The sequence below is a fragment of the Lactococcus petauri genome (assembly GCF_002154895.1).
Lineage (GTDB): Bacteria > Bacillota > Bacilli > Lactobacillales > Streptococcaceae > Lactococcus > Lactococcus petauri.
This window is the reverse complement of the sequence record NZ_MUIZ01000010.1, coordinates 1-18,697: the sequence shown is the minus strand read 5'-3', so window position 1 is coordinate 18,697 and position 18,697 is coordinate 1. Positions and strand designations below refer to the sequence as shown.

At 38.1% G+C, this 18,697-nt stretch carries 14 protein-coding genes and 2 pseudogenes; 12 read left to right on the top strand and 4 right to left on the bottom strand.

Translation table 11 applies throughout. The features are described from left to right. Nucleotides 1-25 precede the first annotated feature (25 nt). The 4 genes from BZZ03_RS10770 to BZZ03_RS10755 all read right to left on the bottom strand — a co-directional run bounded on the left by BZZ03_RS10770 (nucleotide 26) and on the right by BZZ03_RS10755 (nucleotide 3,960). A complete protein-coding gene (locus BZZ03_RS10770) occupies nucleotides 26-250 on the bottom strand; it encodes a DUF1797 family protein (protein WP_003133519.1) in 225 nt (74 codons plus the stop codon). Nucleotides 251-300: 50 nt separating this feature from the next. After that, nucleotides 301-1,635, bottom strand: a complete 1,335-nt coding sequence (locus BZZ03_RS10765) for a glycosyltransferase family 4 protein (RefSeq protein WP_019291569.1) — start codon at nucleotides 1,633-1,635, stop codon at nucleotides 301-303. A 12-nt stretch (nucleotides 1,636-1,647) separates the two neighbouring features. Next, a complete protein-coding gene (locus BZZ03_RS10760; RefSeq protein ID WP_086583295.1) occupies nucleotides 1,648-2,646 on the bottom strand; it encodes an LTA glycolipid anchor biosynthesis glycosyltransferase, IagA/BgsA family in 999 nt (332 codons plus the stop codon). A 96-nt stretch (nucleotides 2,647-2,742) separates the two neighbouring features. Continuing rightward, on the bottom strand, nucleotides 2,743-3,960 hold the full coding sequence (locus BZZ03_RS10755) for a S1C family serine protease (RefSeq protein WP_086583294.1): 1,218 nt from the start codon (nucleotides 3,958-3,960) through the stop codon (nucleotides 2,743-2,745). Nucleotides 3,961-4,263: 303 nt separating this feature from the next. Here BZZ03_RS10755 and rlmH point away from each other — a divergent pair, with 303 nt between their 5' ends. The 12 genes and pseudogenes from rlmH to BZZ03_RS10700 all read left to right on the top strand — a co-directional run. Beyond that, nucleotides 4,264-4,743, top strand: a complete 480-nt coding sequence (rlmH, locus tag BZZ03_RS10750; protein ID WP_086583293.1) for a 23S rRNA (pseudouridine(1915)-N(3))-methyltransferase RlmH — start codon at nucleotides 4,264-4,266, stop codon at nucleotides 4,741-4,743. Further along, nucleotides 4,740-5,387 carry a DNA alkylation repair protein gene (locus BZZ03_RS10745; RefSeq protein ID WP_086583292.1) on the top strand — a complete coding sequence of 216 codons (648 nt, stop codon included), beginning with the start codon at nucleotides 4,740-4,742 and terminating at the stop codon, nucleotides 5,385-5,387. Before rlmH ends, BZZ03_RS10745 begins: the two co-directional genes overlap by 4 nt. Before the next feature lie 74 nt (nucleotides 5,388-5,461). Continuing rightward, nucleotides 5,462-5,797 carry a preprotein translocase subunit YajC gene (gene yajC, locus BZZ03_RS10740; RefSeq protein ID WP_014025468.1) on the top strand — a complete coding sequence of 112 codons (336 nt, stop codon included), beginning with the start codon at nucleotides 5,462-5,464 and terminating at the stop codon, nucleotides 5,795-5,797. A 199-nt stretch (nucleotides 5,798-5,996) separates the two neighbouring features. After that, nucleotides 5,997-6,734 carry an isoprenyl transferase gene (locus tag BZZ03_RS10735; protein ID WP_086583291.1) on the top strand — a complete coding sequence of 246 codons (738 nt, stop codon included), beginning with the start codon at nucleotides 5,997-5,999 and terminating at the stop codon, nucleotides 6,732-6,734. Continuing rightward, entirely contained in the window at nucleotides 6,731-7,525 is a 795-nt protein-coding gene (locus BZZ03_RS10730) for a phosphatidate cytidylyltransferase (protein ID WP_019291563.1), read from the top strand. Before BZZ03_RS10735 ends, BZZ03_RS10730 begins: the two co-directional genes overlap by 4 nt. A gap of 176 nt (nucleotides 7,526-7,701) precedes the next feature. Further along, on the top strand, nucleotides 7,702-8,949 hold the full coding sequence (gene rseP, locus BZZ03_RS10725) for an RIP metalloprotease RseP (protein ID WP_086583290.1): 1,248 nt from the start codon (nucleotides 7,702-7,704) through the stop codon (nucleotides 8,947-8,949). A gap of 26 nt (nucleotides 8,950-8,975) precedes the next feature. Beyond that, complete coding sequence (locus BZZ03_RS10720) at nucleotides 8,976-10,826, top strand: proline--tRNA ligase (RefSeq protein WP_017369962.1); 1,851 nt, start codon at nucleotides 8,976-8,978, stop codon at nucleotides 10,824-10,826. A 684-nt stretch (nucleotides 10,827-11,510) separates the two neighbouring features. After that, the gene (locus BZZ03_RS10715; protein ID WP_086583289.1) at nucleotides 11,511-11,885 is read left to right on the top strand and encodes a hypothetical protein; all 375 of its coding nucleotides are present in this window, start codon (nucleotides 11,511-11,513) and stop codon (nucleotides 11,883-11,885) included. A gap of 215 nt (nucleotides 11,886-12,100) precedes the next feature. After that, nucleotides 12,101-12,322 carry a hypothetical protein gene (locus BZZ03_RS10710; RefSeq protein ID WP_086583288.1) on the top strand — a complete coding sequence of 74 codons (222 nt, stop codon included), beginning with the start codon at nucleotides 12,101-12,103 and terminating at the stop codon, nucleotides 12,320-12,322. 373 nt (nucleotides 12,323-12,695) lie between these two features. Beyond that, entirely contained in the window at nucleotides 12,696-13,175 is a 480-nt protein-coding gene (locus tag BZZ03_RS10705; protein ID WP_086583287.1) for a hypothetical protein, read from the top strand. 341 nt (nucleotides 13,176-13,516) lie between these two features. Further along, nucleotides 13,517-14,161, top strand: a pseudogene (locus BZZ03_RS12390) (PolC-type DNA polymerase III N-terminal domain-containing protein); the annotation flags it as partial. Nucleotides 14,162-14,602: 441 nt separating this feature from the next. Then, nucleotides 14,603-18,439: pseudogene (locus BZZ03_RS10700) on the top strand (PolC-type DNA polymerase III); the annotation flags it as partial. Between the last annotated feature and the right edge of the window lie 258 nt (nucleotides 18,440-18,697).

The window sequence follows — 18,697 nt, the reverse complement described above, 5'->3', positions numbered from 1 at the left end:
AAGCCATCAAAGATGGTTTTTTTGTTTAATAAATCATATCGTAAAGTTCAATCGCTACAAGGTCGATATCATCAAAGATAGCAACATCTTTTTGTTTTGGATATTTGATAGAAAAGGCAGTTTCTTCTGGCACGAAGCTTACAGTTGCAATAACTTCACCTTCGCGCTCAAAGTTGTAAGTTTCTTTTGGATCAGCCGTTTCAATCAAACGATTCAAACGATCCATGATTGCCATCAAATGTGATTTCATTATTTCCTCCAATGCTTATTTTAAGGGACCTTTTAATTGTCCCACAAGCCTTATTTCATATTTTCTTTATCTATTTTAACATAATTCTGTAGATTTTTAGCGAGTTTAGTTGCTTTTTTTGTTAAATATTGCGCCCTAATTTTTTCTCTACGAATAGAACGTTTCATTTGTCTTGACCATCTTTGAGTAACCACATCAAATTCTTCTAAAAAATGCTCAGAATTTTTACGTGCTTGATATTCAACAATGGTGTCTTGATAGAAGTTATAGACTTGTTGTGCGAAGTTTTCTGCAGAAATTTCGTACAATTTTTTAGCAAATTTTTCTTGATCAAGTGTTTGACTTTCTTGTACCGCTGCGACGACCGTATCAACGATTTCTTCATCAGAAGCAAAGAGTCGGCCAAACTCCTTATCATCAATAAGCTCTGTGAGATATGGGTTTACGGTTGCTAAAACACGTGTGCCGGCAGCTAGTGCTTCAAGATAAGTTAAACCTTGCGTTTCAGAAGTTGAGGCTGAAATGAAGAAGTCTGCGGCTTTATAGTAGTAAGCCGTTTTGGTATTTTCTACAGCCCCTGTAAAGACAACGTATTCTTCCATCCCTAGCTCAGCCACTTGATCTTGGAGATTCTTCATATACGGACCATCTCCGACAATGACCAATTTTACAGCAATTTGTTCAACCAACTGTGGCATGGCTGCCACAACTGCTTGAATGTTTTTCTCCGCCGCAATTCGTGAGAGGCTAAGAAGCATTGTTTCATCATCTTTAAGTCCTAAGCTATGACGTAGATCTTGAATCTCCTCGTGAGTAATTTCATCTCGTTTGAAACGAGACAAATCAATCCCTGTAGGAATAATTCGTTTAGGTAAGTCGATACCGTAGCCATTGACAGTATCTAAGACCATTTGGCTGGGGCAAATTATAGCCTCACTACCTCGAAGGAAGTTTTTGATGATATACTTCACCATACTAGGGCGTATCAAATGGCCCTTAGCAATATAATGGACGTAATCCTCATATTTTGTATGTAAAGTATGGATGACAGGAATTTGAAGCTGTTGTGCGACCATTTTTCCTAAGAGTCCCATACCAAACTCTGTTTGTGTGTGGATAATATCAAGCTGGTAAGTTTGTGCAATCTGATAAGCAGCAAAAACTCCCTTGATTACAATCTTACGTTCAGCAAGTGATACAAATGGCACACTTTGGAAACGTATGATATTTTCAGGTTCATGATCGACATCAGCGTGTGGATCTGTTGTAGTAAAGATAAAAACCTGATGTCCGAGTTTTTCTAACTCAATAGTTAAGCTTTGAATACTTGTAGCCACACCACTAATTTGTGGGAAGTAGCTGTCTGTAAAAATTCCGATTCTCATAGTCTTTCTCTTTTATAACTCCAAAGTTTGGCGATAAGCAGCAGCGAGTTCAGCAGCGACATGTTCAATGGCGCGTGTTTGTGCAACTTGATAGCCTTTTTCTGTTTTATCAATTGTGCCGTTCAGTACTTTTTCGAGCTCAGCTACAAAACCATCAACATCTGTGGCTAAACTAGCTGATGTGGTATCGAGCCATCCTTTATAAACTGGTATATCACGTACCACAACATCTTGATGACTGGCCAGTGCTTCTAAAACTACAATACCTTCGGTTTCCTCACGTGAAGGAAAGAAGAAGGCATCAGCAGCAGTCATTGCTCCTTCATAGATATCCCCTTTGATATAGCCGGGGAAGCGTACATTATCAGGATGGTTCTTTTTAACGATTCGACGTACCCATCCAGGGATGGTCCAAAGGTTTTGATAGCCGAACCAGATGAACTGAACATTTGGCATTTTTTCGGCAACTTTAACGAAATCGTCAATGCCCTTCCGTTTGAAATAAAGTCCGGCACAAATGACCACTTTTTGTTCGTCTTTAATCTTAAAATATTGACGGAAAGCTTCCTCTTTCTCAGGTTTAGCTTGATATTTGTTCAAATCAATCCCATTGGAGATGGGCAAGATAGGACAAGTCAAGCCGTACCCACGTAAAAGTCCAGCTGAATAGTCTGTAGGCGTGATCACCAAATCAGCTTTACGATAAAAACGCATCAAATAGCGTTTAAACAGAGGTGCAATTAAGTTAGAACCGAGAAATGAATCTCGGAAGTCTTCCTCTGTAGAGTGTCCATGGAAGATAACTTTTTTTCCAGCTTTTTTGGCTTTTTTGAGCATCCGCCAACTTTGAGGTCCATAAGTATTGAGATGGAGAATGTCATAGTCCTCATTGGGATTTTGGGTCCACTCTACTTGCATTAAATCTAATGCTCTTTGTTGATGTTTCATTGCACGACCAATTCCTGAGCGGCTCAAAATTTGTTCGGCTTCTAAATAAAGTAATATTTTCATGCTTATCACTATTTTACCATAATTCTATTAACAAAAAATAAATATTTATTATAATTCCTTATCAAAAAATCCCCTGTTTCAAGGGGATGTAATTTTTTAATTTTGTTTGTCAAAGTTGATATCACTACTTGTTTTATCCAATTTGATATTCGCAGTAGCCTGTTTTCCGTCACGATAATAAGTTACCTTAATCGTATCACCAATTGAAGACTTATAAAGTGTACTTTGAAGGTTCACGCTTGAAGTGATTTCGTCATCATTGATTTTGACAATAACGTCGCCTTGCTTGAGCCCAGCTTTGGCAGCAGGCATTCCTGATTGAACTTCAGCGATAGCAACACCGTTAGTCACGTTTTCAGGAAGGTTAAGTGAAGCTAACATGTTTTGGGAAAGACTTGACAAGTTGACCATTTGTACACCAAGAGCAGGTCGAATAACTTTGCCATCTTTTTCCAACTTATTGATAATGTTAACGACATCATTGGCTGGAATCGCAAATCCCATACCTTCTACAGAGACACCACTACTGCTTGTTCCGCTTGGTGTTGAGGTAATTTTACTTGAGGTAATCCCGATGACTTGTCCTTGAATATTTATGAGTGCACCACCAGAGTTACCGGGGTTAATAGCTGCATCGGTTTGAATAGCGTTAACATTAATTGTTTGGCCTTGGCTGTTTTGCAGTGGAACATTGCGATTTAGACTTGAAACAATTCCTTCTGTTGCTGAGTTTGCATACTCACTTCCAAGGGGAGAACCCACCGCGATAGCGGGCTCACCAACAGTAAGTTTGTCAGAGTTGCCGAATGTTGCTGTTTCTTTGACATACTTAGCATCAATTTTGAGGACAGCTAAATCAGAATAAGCATCAGAACCAACAACTTCAGCAGTAACTTTTTGACCGCCGGCCATGAGAACTTCTAAGGAAGAAGCACCTTCAATAACGTGATAGTTGGTGACGATATATGCTGTATTGCCATCCTTTTTGTAAATAACACCAGAACCCTCTCCAGCCAGCTGTGGCGTATTACTCTCATTGCTACTTGTATCGCCTCCGCCGAAAATCTTCTCAAAATCGTTGCTTGAGGACGATTTTTGGTAATTAAGAACGGAAACAACAGTGTTCGAAATTTTCTTGATTGCTTTTGTAGTATCTGTATTTACTTGGACGTTAACTGTACTTACAGAATTGTCCGAAGTGTTGTTAGATGACGGCGTGTTGGTCATATTTTGGTAGATAGCACTACCTCCAAGAGCGATAGCACCCCCGGCTACGCCTGTAATAAGTAATGAGGCGATATTTTTTTTTGCCATAGTACAAGAATCTCCTTTTCCAGTAAGAAATATTTATACACAAGTATAATGTACATTCCTTAAATAATCTTTAATATAATACTTATAATTGCGGGATACTCACATTTATATAATACCTTAAAAGCCACTAAAATGGAAATAGAAAAAGAAGTTTTCCACACTTCTGTGTAAAACTCAATAATAATTGTGAACAAGTGAATAAAATTCACAGCTTTTCCACAAGAATGTGGATAAGTTGTGAAAAATGTTGATAAATCTAGCTTTCATTTTGCTTTCAACTGGGGAAAAAGATAAAATAGAAGAATGAAGATAAAATTAATTGTTGTAGGAAAGCTTAAAGAAAAGTATCTCAAGGATGGTATAGCCGAATACCAAAAGCGTATGCGCACGATGAATCCTGTGGAAATTATTGAGTTGCCGGATGAAAAAATTCCCGACAATGCTTCAGACAAGGAAAAAGAAGCAGTAAAAAATCGAGAAGGTGAAAAAATATTGGCTCGAATTGATGATGGGGATAAGTTGGCAGTTCTTGCCATTCAAGGCAAGCTAATGTCCAGTGAGAATCTGGCCGAATTTGTGAAGAACTGTGAAATTTATGGTACGCGTCACTTAGTTTTAGTTATTGGAGGATCTCTGGGGCTATCTGATGCTGTTTATAAACGAAGTGATTTACAACTATCTTTTGGGCGTTTTACTTTACCCCATCAATTAATGCGGCTTGTGCTTATTGAGCAAATTTATCGCGCACAAATGATAAATAGAGGGAGTGCCTATCATAAATGAAAATCATAGAAGACTTTCAGGCCCATGCTGATACAGAAAAGGCAAAGAAGCAAGAAGCTTATTTGCGCAACCAGTTTAAATTTTTAGGGCTTTCAACACCGGTTCGTCGCGAGTTATCAAAAAGTTTCTTAAAGGAAAAAGCTGAAGAAAAGATAATCGATTGGCAACTTGTTGATCGTTTGTGGTCAGAAGAAGAAAGAGAATTTCAATATTTGGCATGTGACTATCTTCGAAAAATGAAGAAGTATCTAAAGACTACAGATTTACCCCAAATTTATCAGCTAGCAACGACAAAATCTTGGTGGGAAACAGTGGATAGTTTGGATGAGTTGGTGGGCATTCTCTTGCTTAGTGGAAAGATAAAATCACAAGATATTTTGAATTGGTCAATAGATGAAAATTTTTGGATTCGTCGTATCGCAATTGATTGTCAGCTTGGTTTTAAAGAAGCCACAGATACAGAACTCCTGTCCTCCGTAATTCGAAATAATCTGGGGTCAAAGGAATTTTTTATTAATAAGGCTATCGGCTGGGCTTTAAGAGATTATTCGAAGACGCATCCAAAATGGGTCGCCCACTTTCTTTCAGAAAATGAAGAAAAACTTGCAAATTTGTCTTTGCGTGAAGCGTCCAAGTATTTATAGACAGCCCTTACAAAATGTGCTATAATAGTCCTATTGTCTGTGGATAATCAATGTTTTAAAGGAGAATTTAATAAATGAATGTTATGTCTTTGATCTTTATGGTTGTTGTTGTAGGTGGGATGATGTTCTTCATGAACCGTAGCCAAAAGAAAGCTCAACAACAACGTCAAGAACAATTGAACTCAATGGTTATTGGCGCAGAAATCGTAACTATTGGTGGTTTACACGGTGTCTTGAGTGGTATGAATGAAGCTGATGCAACGATCGAATTAGATTGTGAAGGCGTTATTTTAACTTTTGATCGTGCAGCTGTTAAAACAGTAAAAAACAATACTGCTGCAGCACCAACAGTTTCTGAAACAACAGTTGTTGAAGAAACTAAAAAAGAAGATAACCCAATCGAAGAATAAGCAGTAAAAGATAAGTTTAAAAGCCTATCACTCGTGATAGGTTTTTTATTTTTCGAAAACACCGTGATTGTATTGTAAAAAACAGGTCTTTTTCTCTTTAGAGAGCCATTGCTGCAGTGACTTCAGAGCAAAATGTATCGAATTTACCTGTGTTTTTATCCAAAATATGATAAAATGGGAGTACTAACTGTGAGGTGCTATGTTTAATAACTTAAAAAATAACTCGCAAGAGCAAATTCCAGTGCCACGGCATATTGGAATAATTATGGATGGAAATGGCCGTTGGGCTAAAAGTCAAGGGAAACCAAGAATTTTTGGGCATAAGGCCGGAATGGATGCCCTAAAGACGGCAGCTATTCACGGACAAAGACGTGGTGTAAAGGTAATGACTGTTTATGCTTTTTCGACAGAAAACTGGTCTCGTCCTATGGATGAGGTCAAGTTTATCATGAGTTTGCCCATTGATTTTTACAGTAAATATCTTCCAATTCTTAATGAAGAAAATATCCAAATTCGGATGATTGGCGAGCGCGAAGGTTTACCGAAAGCAACTTTAAATTCAATTGACCGTGCATCTGCTGAAACAGCCAATAATACAGGAATGATTCTTAACTTTGCCATGAATTATGGCGGACGTCGGGATATCCTTTTGGCTGTTCAAGAGTTGGCAAAAAGTGGCAAAGATTTGGCGGAAATTACAGAAGAAGAACTTTCTGCTCATTTACAGACAGCAATTTTACCTGAAGATTTACGGGATCCTGATTTGATTGTCCGAACATCAGGGGAATTACGTTTGTCTAACTTTTTACCTTGGCAGGCTGCCTACAGTGAGCTTTATTTTACAGACGTAGCTTGGCCAGATTTTGATGAAGCAGCTTTAGATGCTGCTATTTTAGAGTTTCAAAAACGTGATCGCAGATATGGAGGAGTAAAATGATAAAGCGTATAATCACTGCTATTATCGGAGGAGCCGTTTTTATTGGCCTAATGTTGGCAGGCGGTGCCTATTTTCAAATTTTAATAGCATTGTTGGTTATTATAGCGATGAATGAACTGTTCAAGATGCACAAACTACAATTGATGTCTTTTGAAGGAATATTATCAACTATGGCGGCCTTATGCTTGGCTTTGCCGATTGGAAAATATTTCTTTGGCATGGATGTTGAAGGAAGTACTCTTCTCTTCATGCTTTGTTTATTTGGTATGTTGACCGCTATGGTTTTTTCCAAAGGTTCATATAGTTTCGAAGATATTGGCTTTCCTTTTCTCTCAGCCTTTTATGTAGGTATTGGCTTTCAAAGCTTACTCTTGGCACGTGAAAGTGGATTAGCTGTCGTCTTCTTGGCCTTATTTATTGTTTGGTCTACAGATATTGGGGCATACTTTGTCGGGAAATCAATTGGGAAACGAAAATTAATCCCCGATGTTTCACCAAATAAGACGGTAGAAGGTTCTATTGGAGGTATATTATCTGCAGTAGTCGTTGCAATTTTGATGTTTATTTTTTATAAAAATGACTTGCCTCAAATCGGCTTCGTAAAACTTGTTCTCTTTACCATTGTCTTTTCTATCGTAGGACAAATTGGTGACTTGGTAGAGTCAAGCATCAAACGTCATTATGGGGTAAAAGATTCAGGGAAACTTTTACCGGGACATGGAGGCGTGCTTGATCGCTTTGATAATTTAATCTTTGTCTTCCCAATTATGCATTTATTAGGCTTGTTCTAAGCCTTGAGGTAAAATAATACGAAATAAAAATACTCTCACTTCACATTTTATTACGCTTTAGGTAAAATAGAGTGTTAAGGAGGGTTTTATTTCAAAGAAAATAAGAAATAAATAAACCTTTAAAGTTATTCGCTCACAAGCTGATGAAAAGCTAGAAGATTAAGGGAGGATCTTTATTGATTCAAACATTGGTAACATTTATCATTGTCTTTGGTATTATTGTTGTTGTACATGAGTATGGTCATCTATTCTTTGCCAAGCGCGCGGGGATTTTAGTCCGCGAGTTTTCCATTGGAATGGGCCCCAAAATTTTTGCACATCAAGCCAAAGATGGCACGTTTTATAGCATTCGTATACTTCCTCTTGGAGGTTATGTCCGTATGGCGGGCTGGGGCGATGATACAACGGAAATAAAAAAAGGAACCCCGGCATCTTTGATGATTGTTGAAAATCAGGTGGTTAAAATTAATCTTTCTGAGCGGGTGACTTTGGAAAATAGTGTCCCCATGCTGGTCACTGAATACGATTTTGAAGAAGCACTTTTCATCGAAGGAGAAGTTTTTGGTGAAACAAAACGTTATTCAGTTGACCATGATGCAACAATTATCGAAGCGGATGGCACGGAACTTCGTATCGCTCCACGAGACGTACAATATCAAAGTGCCAGCGTTCTCGGCAAGATTTTAACAAATTTTGCTGGTCCTTTAAATAACTTTATTTTAGGGATTATAGCTTTTATTATCATCACTTTTATGCAAGGTGGTGTACCTTCTAATACAAATCAAATCGGACAAGTCCAATCTGGCACCCCTGCTTATTCGGCAGGTTTACAGTCAAAGGATAAAATCCAAGCAGTCAATGGTGAAAAAACCAATAACTGGGAAGAAGTTGTCCAAAGGATCGGTGCAAATGATGGCAGTGAAATCAAGCTGGATATCGAACGTGCAGGTGCGACGAAGACACTGGAGCTCAAGCCAGAAAAAATTGACGGAAGATACCGCATTGGTATCACTCAAACAATCAAAACTGGCTTTTTAGATAAGCTAACGGGTGGCTTTACTCAGGCTGCTAACGCAACAACGTTGATATTTAAAGCATTAGGTAACCTCATTGCACAGCCAAGTCTTGATAAACTTGGTGGACCCGTTGCCATTTATGATTTAAGTGGGCAAGCAGCCCGAGAAGGCCTATTATCTGTTATCGCTTTACTTGCCATGCTCTCAATTAATCTGGGAATCGTAAATTTAATCCCAATCCCCGTCCTTGACGGAGGGAAAATTGTCCTCAATATTGTTGAGGCCCTACGAGGCAAACCACTTTCACAAGAAAAAGAAGGAATCTTAACACTTGTTGGTCTTGTCTTCATGGTGGTCTTGATGATTGCTGTGACTTGGAATGATATCCTCCGAGCCTTTATTAGATAAGAAACGAAAAATTTAAGGAATAAAATATGAAACAATCAAAAATGCTTATACCAACGCTTCGCGAAATGCCAAGCGATGCACAAGTTATCTCACATGCTCTTTTAGTTCGTGCGGGATATGTCCGTCAAATCTCTGCAGGTATTTACGCTTACTTGCCATTGGCAAATCGTGTGCTTGAAAAACTTAAAACAATCATGCGCGAAGAATTTGAAGAAATCGGTGCAGTAGAACTCTTGGCTCCTGCACTTTTGACAGCAGATCTCTGGCGTGAATCAGGACGTTACGATACTTATGGGGAAGATCTCTACAAGTTGAAAAACCGCGATCATTCCGACTTTATCCTAGGTCCTACACATGAAGAAACAATGACGGCGCTGGTACGTGATGAAGTTACTTCATATAAAAAACTTCCTTTAAACGTTTACCAAATCCAATCGAAATATCGTGATGAAAAACGTCCACGTTATGGGTTGCTCCGCGGTCGTGAATTCATCATGAAAGACGGTTATAGTTTCCATGCGGACTATGAAAGTCTTGATGAAACTTACAACGACTACAAGCGTGCTTATGAAAAAATCTTTAGTCGTGCGGGTCTTGATTTCAAAGCAATCATTGGTGACGGTGGTGCAATGGGCGGTAAAGATAGTCAAGAGTTTATGGCTATCACAGCTGATCGCACGGATCTGGAAAAATGGTTGGTTCTTGGAAATTCTATTGAATCAATTGACGAAATTCCAAACACAGTCATTGAGCAAATCCAAGAAGAACTTGCCAAATGGCTTGTTGCAGGTGAAGACACAGTCGTTTATGCTGATGGTGGTGACTATTCTGCTAACTTGGAAATGGCAACAAACAAGTTTGAAAATATCGCTAGCTATACGGAAACTTTAGAGCTTGAAAAAGTTGCAACACCTGACGCGAAGACAATCGATGAAGTTGCTGCCTTTTTAGAAGCTGACGTTGCTGAAACGATTAAAACACTTGTTTTCCGTGCTGATGAAGAGTTAGTTGTAGTACTGATGCACGGTAATGATGAGTTGAATGAAGTCAAACTCCAAAACTACTTAGGTGCAAGTTCTGTCGAACCTGCCACAGAAGCAGATGTTGAAAACTTAGCTGGTGCTCACTTTGGTTCACTTGGTCCTATCGGTTTGAAAGACGTTAAGATTATTGCTGACCGTGAAGTTCAAGCGGTTAAGAATGCTATCATCGGAGCAAATGAAGATGGTTTCCACTATCGTAATGCTAATTTTGGTCGTGACTTTGAAGTAGACGAATTTGTTGATTTACGTACGGTTAACGAAGGCGAAATGTCTCCTGACGGACGTGGCACACTTAAGTTTGCGCGTGGTATTGAGATTGGACACATCTTTAAATTAGGCACACGCTACTCAGATTCAATGGGCGCTAACGTTCTTGACAAAAATGGTAAGGCAGTGCCGATCGTTATGGGTTGTTATGGTATCGGCGTGAGCCGTTTACTTTCAGCAATTCTTGAACAATTTGCCCGCATTTACGTAGAGAAAACACCACGTGAAGAGTACAAATTCAGCTGGTCAATCAACTTCCCTAAGGAACTTGCACCATTTGATATCCACTTGGTACCAGTCAATACAAAAGATGAAGAAGCAATGGCTGTAACAGCTGAACTAGAAACTGCCCTTCGTGGTAAAGGCTATCAAGTTCTTGTGGATGACCGCAATGAACGTGCAGGAGTTAAATTCGCAGACAGTGATTTGATTGGCTTACCTGTTCGCGTAACGATCGGTAAAAAAGCAAGTGAAGGCATCGTTGAAGTTAAAATTCGTGCAACAGGCGAAGTTGTTGAAATCAATAAAGAAGAACTTGTCAATACGATTGAGATTTTGACGAAATAAGATATCACAGATTAAGCCTCTAAAACTTATCTGGTAAGTTTTTAAAGTATAAATAAAAAGATTGAGATTGGAATTGTCTCAATCTTTTTTATATCTTTTCTTGAAAGAAAAAGATTATGTTACAATTTCTTTAAGTAATTTAACAAAATATTAAGAGTGAAAGTATATTTAGACGAAGTTCTTCTTATTCTATTAAGAAATTAAGCAAGGATTATCATGAGAAAAAGTAAAGTTAATACTGAAAGGCTTGCAAAGCGGCGCAAAATACGTAAAACAATTCTTGCCTTTATCTGGGAAATATTTTGTTTATTTCCACCTTTTGGTAGGTAAAACTTAAAAATAAATCTCTTTTGGGAAAGTGCGGAGGTTAATCACAATTGAATATAGCTAGCATTATTTTTATTATTTTCCTGGCTCTTGTAATTGGGCTAGTAATTTTTATTGCAGGACTCATTTCTAAAATAATGAAAAAGCGGTAACGTCTATTTTTGTACTAAAGAATGGATTTACTATTAGGTGTATTAAGGTGATGAAATTAAATAAAATAATAACTTTATGGCTTAATAGTAACGATCGGCTTTATTATTTTGCTGTTAATTGTCCTTTATAAGGGCAAAATAAAATCATTCCTTCATAAGCTCTTTAAAAAGAACTTATAATATCTAAAAGGTGAGGCGTAACATTATGAAATTATTTTTCTCAGGTTTAGCATTTATGCTAGGCACCAATTTTTTGAGGAGATTTGTGCAATGGGGGCTTGTGGCTTTCCTCGAATTTCCCCTCAATCTGACGACAGAATTATTAAGTCTAGCCATTTCTGGTCTTTTCTTATTAGCAGTTTTTATGCTTGGACCTCGGAAAATTGACATCCTAAAGTTAATTTTTTTATCATTTTTATTGCTCACCCATTTTTTCAGTCAGCTTTTCAACCACATGCTTGTGTCTGGTTTTGATTTTCCTGACACTCTAGCTATTGACTTTTTGAGTTTTGCTCTCCCCGCTCTTATCTTTGGAATACTTTTTGTTGTCCTAGAGCGAAAGCTTAATGCTTTCAAGTAATCTAGTATTTTTTAAATTTATACATGGAGAATTTTATGATGCAACATAAGAGATGGAAGATATGGTTTTTCTTAGCTGGTTCAATTCTTGTCTTTTCAGTCTTCATTTTGCTGTTGATGAATTTTGGTCAGAAGATTGAATTTAGCATAGGAAAATTTACTCCTAATTACACAGCTCAAAAATACTATTACCATTAAAGTAAGGATAAAACCGAATTGTCTGTTTCTGATTTTAAAGGAACTACCAACATCAAGAAGCAATTTAATTCTCCAGGTATTTTACAAGCAGATATTTCTGAAGGTGAAGCAGTTGTTCGTATAGGAGAAACAGAAAAAGTGTTAGAAAACAAGCAGCCTTTGAGGTTGAGCGATAAAGATGACTTAAAGATTCAAGGCGAATTTTCAGGAAAGATTGTTTATTTGCAAGAAGGGAATTGAAATGTTCTTAAAAAAAGTAAAACCATTTTGGGGAAGTTTAGGTTTTTTAGGACTAATTAAAAATTTTGATGCTTTTTTTCATATTTTTTAGTTTCTTCGCTTTCTTTAGTTTTTACTGGATGGGTAAAATGAATCTTGAAAGCAAGAGCTGGAATATAAGCTTGCCACTGAAGCTGCGAATCCCACTTTTGGTAGCTGTTTGTTTGTATTTAGCAGTGATTATTTCTTTTAATCTACCAGTAATAATACGTGATGGCGGATTAATTTTTCTTTCTTTTGGGTTTTCCCTAAGTTGGATATTATATGCCAAGAAGAGTTATGAAGATTGATTGATTTGATTTAATTGCCTTTCTTTTTATAAGGATAATAAAAAATGATTAGTAATCTTTTAAATAAGAAAAGATACGCTTGGGGAATACTTGGAATAATATTTTTCTACCTCGCGATTACCCTAATACTCTGGGAAAGACTGCCAGATGAAATATTTCTTCCTTTACGTTTTGATATTTTCCGGAGTGTTGGTTTTTACCCCAAAACAATAGAAAATGTAGCTTTTGTTTTCATTACGACAGTTATTGGGAGTTTTGCTATGCAAATAGCTATTGCTGTACTCTCTATAGGAAAGATTGACTTATTCTCTTTAATGATTATTTCAAAATTAGTTGATTTATTTGGTTGGCTAGTTGCAATACTTGCACCTTTAGCTTTCTTTGTTTGCTCATTTGCTAATAATGGATTTTATCTTGTTATTTTTTACCTTGCGGGGGCAATGATATTAAGTCGAGAATTTTTAAAGTTAAAATTTGGATACAAAAGCCAAGAGAAGAATACATACAAAAAAAATCGAGATTGAAATTATCTCGATTTTTTTGTATGTATTGATGATATCAATAACCTAGTCCTTGCCAAATATATTTTGGGATTTTAACATTACTTTTTTCTTATAATTCCAATATAATGGCAGTGAGGTAACCTTAACTAAATGGTCATATTGAAGAGTAATAAATGGAAGCAAGGGGTTGAATTAGAAAGAAAAAATATGTCTTATGACATTTAAACCAGCCTTTATTGCTTATTCCCTTTGTTATAATAGTTATTTTTATCTTATTAATAAAAAAAGATAAAACCACTTTCAGCCTTTTTAATTTCATAATAATTTCCGATAAAAAGCACAGATGTTGCTTTTTTGTTATAATGGAGGATACAGAAAAAATAGAGATATGCGGAGAAAAAATGGAAAATCTTTTTGAAAAACTGATGGATCAAATAAAAATGCCAAACCAAATTCGCGAATCGGCTCTTTTTTCCAGTGGAGAAATTGAAAATGTCGAAGTACATACGGAACGGAAGCTTTGGAAATTCCAATTAAAATTTGAGAAAATATTGCCAGTTGAACAGTGGAAGGTTTTGTCTGGATTGATTGAGTCTGCTTTTTCAACTATCGCTGAGACGGAACTTTCGATAACAGTGGACCAACCTGAATTTGATGAGGCGATGCTTAACGATTATTATCAGCTTGCATTGACTTTACCAGAATTAGCAGATACAGCTTTTGCGAATATCTTTAAAAAAAATCAGATAGAGCAACGAGGCGTTCAGATCAATCTTTTGGTCGAAGATAATCCTCAGTTGGATCATTTTGTAAAAAAAGACTTCCCTATCTTAGAAGAAAAGTTAAAGGATTTTGGCTTTGGAGCACTTACTATTCGCCCTGTTGTTGACGAAAAGTTAACCTTGGAAAAACGAGAGGCACATGAGCGTAAAGTGCTTAACATGCTGGCTGCAGAGTCAGCCTCGCAACAGCAGATAAGTGAACTCAAAAAGCAACGCACAGATGAAGCTAGTGCCAAAACCGAAAAAGCTCCTGAAAAAATTGATACAGCCTTGTCAGAAGGAATTTCATTTGGACGTAAAATTAACGGCACAAGTCCCGTGACTTCGATGAGCTTTATCGCTGGCGAGGGAAGTGGCGTTGTTTTTGAAGGTTATGTCTTTGATGCGCATCATCGTGAGTTTGCCAGCAATGGTACAGGAAAAGTCAATCATGTTTTGGAGATGAAGATTGCGGATGAAACTTCCATCTTCCAAGTTGTTAAATGGGGGCGCAAAGACAATGAGATAGCTCAATTTGACGCGATTGTTGAGAAAGTCAAAGCGGCCAATACAAGTGAAGATGGTGCGATTCAATTTGAACAAGGCATTTGGCTGCGTGTGCGTGGAAATATTGCACATGATGTTTATAAAGACGATCTAGTCATGACCGCAAATGATGTCGTTGAGATTGCTAAAAAAGAAGATTGTAGTCGAGTTGCGGCACAAATTAGTGCTGTAAAATCAGATAAAATTCAGATAGGGCGTGAAATTAAGAATTCTGAGCCAATCACACCGATGCGTTCGGTCAGTGAATTTTCTACTCATGGTGCTTTGGTGTTTGAAGGTTATATCTTCAAGAGTGAGCTGCGCGAGATTAAATCACGCAAGACAGGAAATATTAGCCATCTGTTAGAGATTGAAATGACGGATTATACATCCAGCTTTTATATCTCAAAATGGGTTCGTGGTGATGAAGAAATTGCTGTGGCTAAGCAGCTTACAGGCATTTGGGCGCGGGTACGCGGCACAGTGCAGCATGATGACTATAAAAAAGATCTTGTTCTCCAGATGAGTGACTTACAAGAAATACCGACACAAAGAGTGCGGGAAGATAAGGCGGCTGAAGGAGATAAACGTGTGGAATTTCATAGCCATACGAATATGTCAACCATGGATGCGATGCCTCCTGCAAGTAAGCTTGTTGCTCAAGCTGCGAAATTTGGTCATAAAGCAATTGCCATTACAGACCATGCGGGTCTTCAAGCTTATCCTGAAGCTCACCAAGCCGGTAAGAAACATGGTGTAAAGATTATCTATGGTGTAGAGGCAAATCTGGTAGAAGACAAGATTCCTATTGTATTTAATGAAGAAGATGTCAACATGTATGAGTCAACTTATGTTGTCTTTGACGTGGAAACGACAGGACTATCTGCTGTACATAATGACTTGATTCAAATTGCCGGAACGAAGATGCATAAGGGAAATCCTATCGGCGAGTTTGATGAGTTTATTAACCCTGGTTATGCCATTAGTGATTTTACAACAGAATTAACAGGTATTACACAGGATCATTTAAAAAATGCGAAGCCTCTATATGATGTTTTAAAAGCCTTTCAAGAATTTTGTCAAGGCAGTATCTTGGTAGCCCATAATGCTACTTTTGACGTAGGCTTTATGAATATGAATTATCAGCGAAATGGCTTGCCTATCATTAAGCAACCTGTAGTGGATACTTTAGAATTCGCTCGTAATCTGTACCCAGAGATGAAGCGTTTTGGTTTGGGACAATTGACGAAAAAGTTTCAGATTGGTTTAGAGCATCACCACATGGCCAATTATGATGCGGAAGCGACGGGACGTTTATTGTTTGTCTTCCTTAATGAAGTTCGCGATCGTTTTGGCTGGACATCACTGCTTGACTTGAACGACAAACTCGTAGCGGAAGATTCTTATAAGAAAGTCCGTCCAAAACACGTTACACTTTATGCTCAAACACAAGCAGGTTTGAAGAATTTATTTAAACTTGTAAGTTATTCTAATGTTAAGTATCTTGCTGGTGTACCACGTATTCCGCGTTCCGTTTTGCAAGAACATAGAGAAGGCATCATTGTTGGCTCAGCCTGCAAATCAGGCGAAGTTTTCGATGCAATAACCAATAAAACCTTTGAAGAAGCTTTAGAAATTGCCAAGTTTTATGACTTTATTGAAGTTATGCCGCCAGCGCTGTATCAATCTCTTGTTGTCGGGGGTAATTTTAAGAGTGAGAAAGAGCTGCAACAAACGCTGAAAGACTTGATTAAGCTCGGCAAGAAGTTAGGCAAACCGGTCTTAGCTACTGGTGATGCTCATTACCTTAACCCAGAAGATGCGATAAATCGTGAGATTATTATACGTTCGCTGGGTCAAGGGGCAGAAATCAACTGGAATCAAGGAAGAGGGGAGCATGCAAAACCTCTACCTTTACCCGAAGCGCATTTCCGTACGACAGATGAAATGTTGGACGAATTTAGCTTCTTAGACGAAGCCACAGCGCGTGAAATTGTTATCACCAATACGCAAGAAATGGCAGAGCGGTTTGAAGAATTAACACCTGTAAGAGATGATCTTTATACCCCGAAAATGACCTTTGAAGGTGGAGAAAGTTCTGAGGAGCGCATCACGCGTTTGACTTATGAGAAAGCGCACGAGTGGTATGGCAATCCTTTGCCAGATATTGTAGATGCGCGTTTGGAAAAAGAGTTACGTTCTATTATTGGGAATGGCTTCTCCGTGGTTTATATTATTTCGCAAGAGCTTGTACGGCGTTCAAATGAACGTGGTTATATAGTAGGTTCTCGTGGATCAGTGGGTTCATCACTTGTAGCTACAATGATTGGTATTACCGAGGTTAATCCTCTCGCACCGCATTATCGCTGCCCGGAATGTCAATATTTTGAATGTTATGATGATGGGAGCTACGGCTCAGGTTATGATATGCCTGATAAAAACTGCCCAAAATGCGGACATAAGTTGGTAAAAGATGGTCATGATATTCCCTTTGAAACTTTCCTTGGGTTCAAAGGTGACAAAGTACCCGATATTGACTTGAACTTCTCGGGAGATGATCAGCCTTTGGCCCATTTGGATGTCCGTGATATTTTTGGAGAAGACTATGCTTTTCGTGCGGGAACAATTGGTACGGTAGCCGAAAAAACAGCCTTTGGTTTTGTCAAAGGTTATGAACGAGATTACAATCAGTTTTATAGCAATGCTGAAATTGATCGTTTAGCCATGACTTCAACAGGTGTTAAACGTACAACTGGACAACACCCGGGCGGGATTATCGTTATTCCAAACTATATGGATGTCTATGATTTTACACCTGTACAATATCCAGCTGATGATGTGCGTGCGGAATGGCAAACTACCCACTTTGATTTCCATGCGATTCATGATAACATCTTAAAACTTGATATTCTTGGACATGATGATCCGACGATGATTCGAAAACTCCAAAGTTTATCGGGGATTGTCCCACAAGATATTCCCATGGACGATGAGGAAGTAATGAAACTCTTTACAGGCACAGAATCGTTGGGGATTACGGAGGAGCAACTAGGCGCAAAACTTGGTACGCTAGGTATTCCTGAGATGGGGACCTTCACTTCAATGAACATGATTGCTGAAGCTAAACCTAAAACTTTTGCGGATTTACTGCAAATTTCAGGACTTTCACATGGGACGGACGTATGGGCAGGTAATGCCCAAGAATTGATTCGCTCAGGAATTGCTGACTTGTCCAGCGTTATCGGTTGTCGGGATGATATTATGGTTTACTTGATACATGCTGGTTTAGACGAATCCATGGCCTTTAATATTATGGAACGAGTGCGTAAAGGGATGTGGAGCAAGATTGGGGCAGAAGAAAGAGAAACCTATGTTAATGCGATGCGTGAGCATGGTGTCCCAGATTGGTATATTGAATCTTGTTCGAAAATCAAATATATGTTCCCGAAAGCCCATGCTGCTGCCTATATTATGATGGCTCTTCGTGTTGCTTATTTCAAGGTACATAAGCCAATTCTTTACTATTGTGCATGGTTTTCTATTCGTGCAACAACATTTGATGTTGCAACGATGGGAGCAGGTTTAGATGCAGTCAAGGCGAAGATGAAGGAGATTCGTGATAAAGGTTTCGATGCAACAAACACTGAGGTATCTTTAATGACAACGCTTGAGCTTTGTAACGAAATGCTTGAACGTGGCTATAAATTTGGTAAAATTGACCTTTACCGCAGTGAAGCTACAGAATTTGTTATCGATGGCGATACATTGATTCCGCCATTTATCACAATGGATAGCTTGGGAGAAAACGTTGCAAAACAACTTGTTGAAGCCCGTAAAGAAGGAGAGTTCTTGAGTATTATGGAACTTCGTAAACGAGGGGGCGTATCACAAACAGTTGTTGACAATATGAAATCTATGGGAATCCTCCAAGGAATGCCAGAAGATAATCAATTAAGTCTCTTTGAAGACCTCTTTTAATAAAAAAACAAGAAACCAGACCCCAAAGTGTCTGGTTTTTTTATAGTCTGTGAACGTGACAACGGCGGGGTTTTCCGAACGAGTGTAAAAAAAAGGGAGAAAAATCACAGTTTATTCTTGACAGAACAAATTGAGTTTGATAGAATATAATAGTTGTCGCGAGAGAGCGTATCTCTTACGAGAGCGATAGACCTTTGAAAACTGAATAAAGTAGAATGACTATATGCGAGAAGTTAACTTCTTGTATACCAACTGTCA

What these genes read in the sequence shown, in the direction of transcription:
- BZZ03_RS10770 (WP_003133519.1), bottom strand. Translation starts at nt 250, where the DNA reads ATGAAATCACATTTGATGGCAATCATGGATCGTTTGAATCGTTTGATT.
- BZZ03_RS10765 (WP_019291569.1), bottom strand. Translation starts at nt 1,635, where the DNA reads ATGAGAATCGGAATTTTTACAGACAGCTACTTCCCACAAATTAGTGGT.
- BZZ03_RS10760 (WP_086583295.1), bottom strand. Translation starts at nt 2,646, where the DNA reads ATGAAAATATTACTTTATTTAGAAGCCGAACAAATTTTGAGCCGCTCA.
- BZZ03_RS10755 (WP_086583294.1), bottom strand. Translation starts at nt 3,960, where the DNA reads ATGGCAAAAAAAAATATCGCCTCATTACTTATTACAGGCGTAGCCGGG.
- rlmH (WP_086583293.1), top strand. Translation starts at nt 4,264, where the DNA reads ATGAAGATAAAATTAATTGTTGTAGGAAAGCTTAAAGAAAAGTATCTC.
- BZZ03_RS10745 (WP_086583292.1), top strand. Translation starts at nt 4,740, where the DNA reads ATGAAAATCATAGAAGACTTTCAGGCCCATGCTGATACAGAAAAGGCA.
- yajC (WP_014025468.1), top strand. Translation starts at nt 5,462, where the DNA reads ATGAATGTTATGTCTTTGATCTTTATGGTTGTTGTTGTAGGTGGGATG.
- BZZ03_RS10735 (WP_086583291.1), top strand. Translation starts at nt 5,997, where the DNA reads ATGTTTAATAACTTAAAAAATAACTCGCAAGAGCAAATTCCAGTGCCA.
- BZZ03_RS10730 (WP_019291563.1), top strand. Translation starts at nt 6,731, where the DNA reads ATGATAAAGCGTATAATCACTGCTATTATCGGAGGAGCCGTTTTTATT.
- BZZ03_RS10720 (WP_017369962.1), top strand. Translation starts at nt 8,976, where the DNA reads ATGAAACAATCAAAAATGCTTATACCAACGCTTCGCGAAATGCCAAGC.
- BZZ03_RS10715 (WP_086583289.1), top strand. Translation starts at nt 11,511, where the DNA reads ATGAAATTATTTTTCTCAGGTTTAGCATTTATGCTAGGCACCAATTTT.
- BZZ03_RS10705 (WP_086583287.1), top strand. Translation starts at nt 12,696, where the DNA reads ATGATTAGTAATCTTTTAAATAAGAAAAGATACGCTTGGGGAATACTT.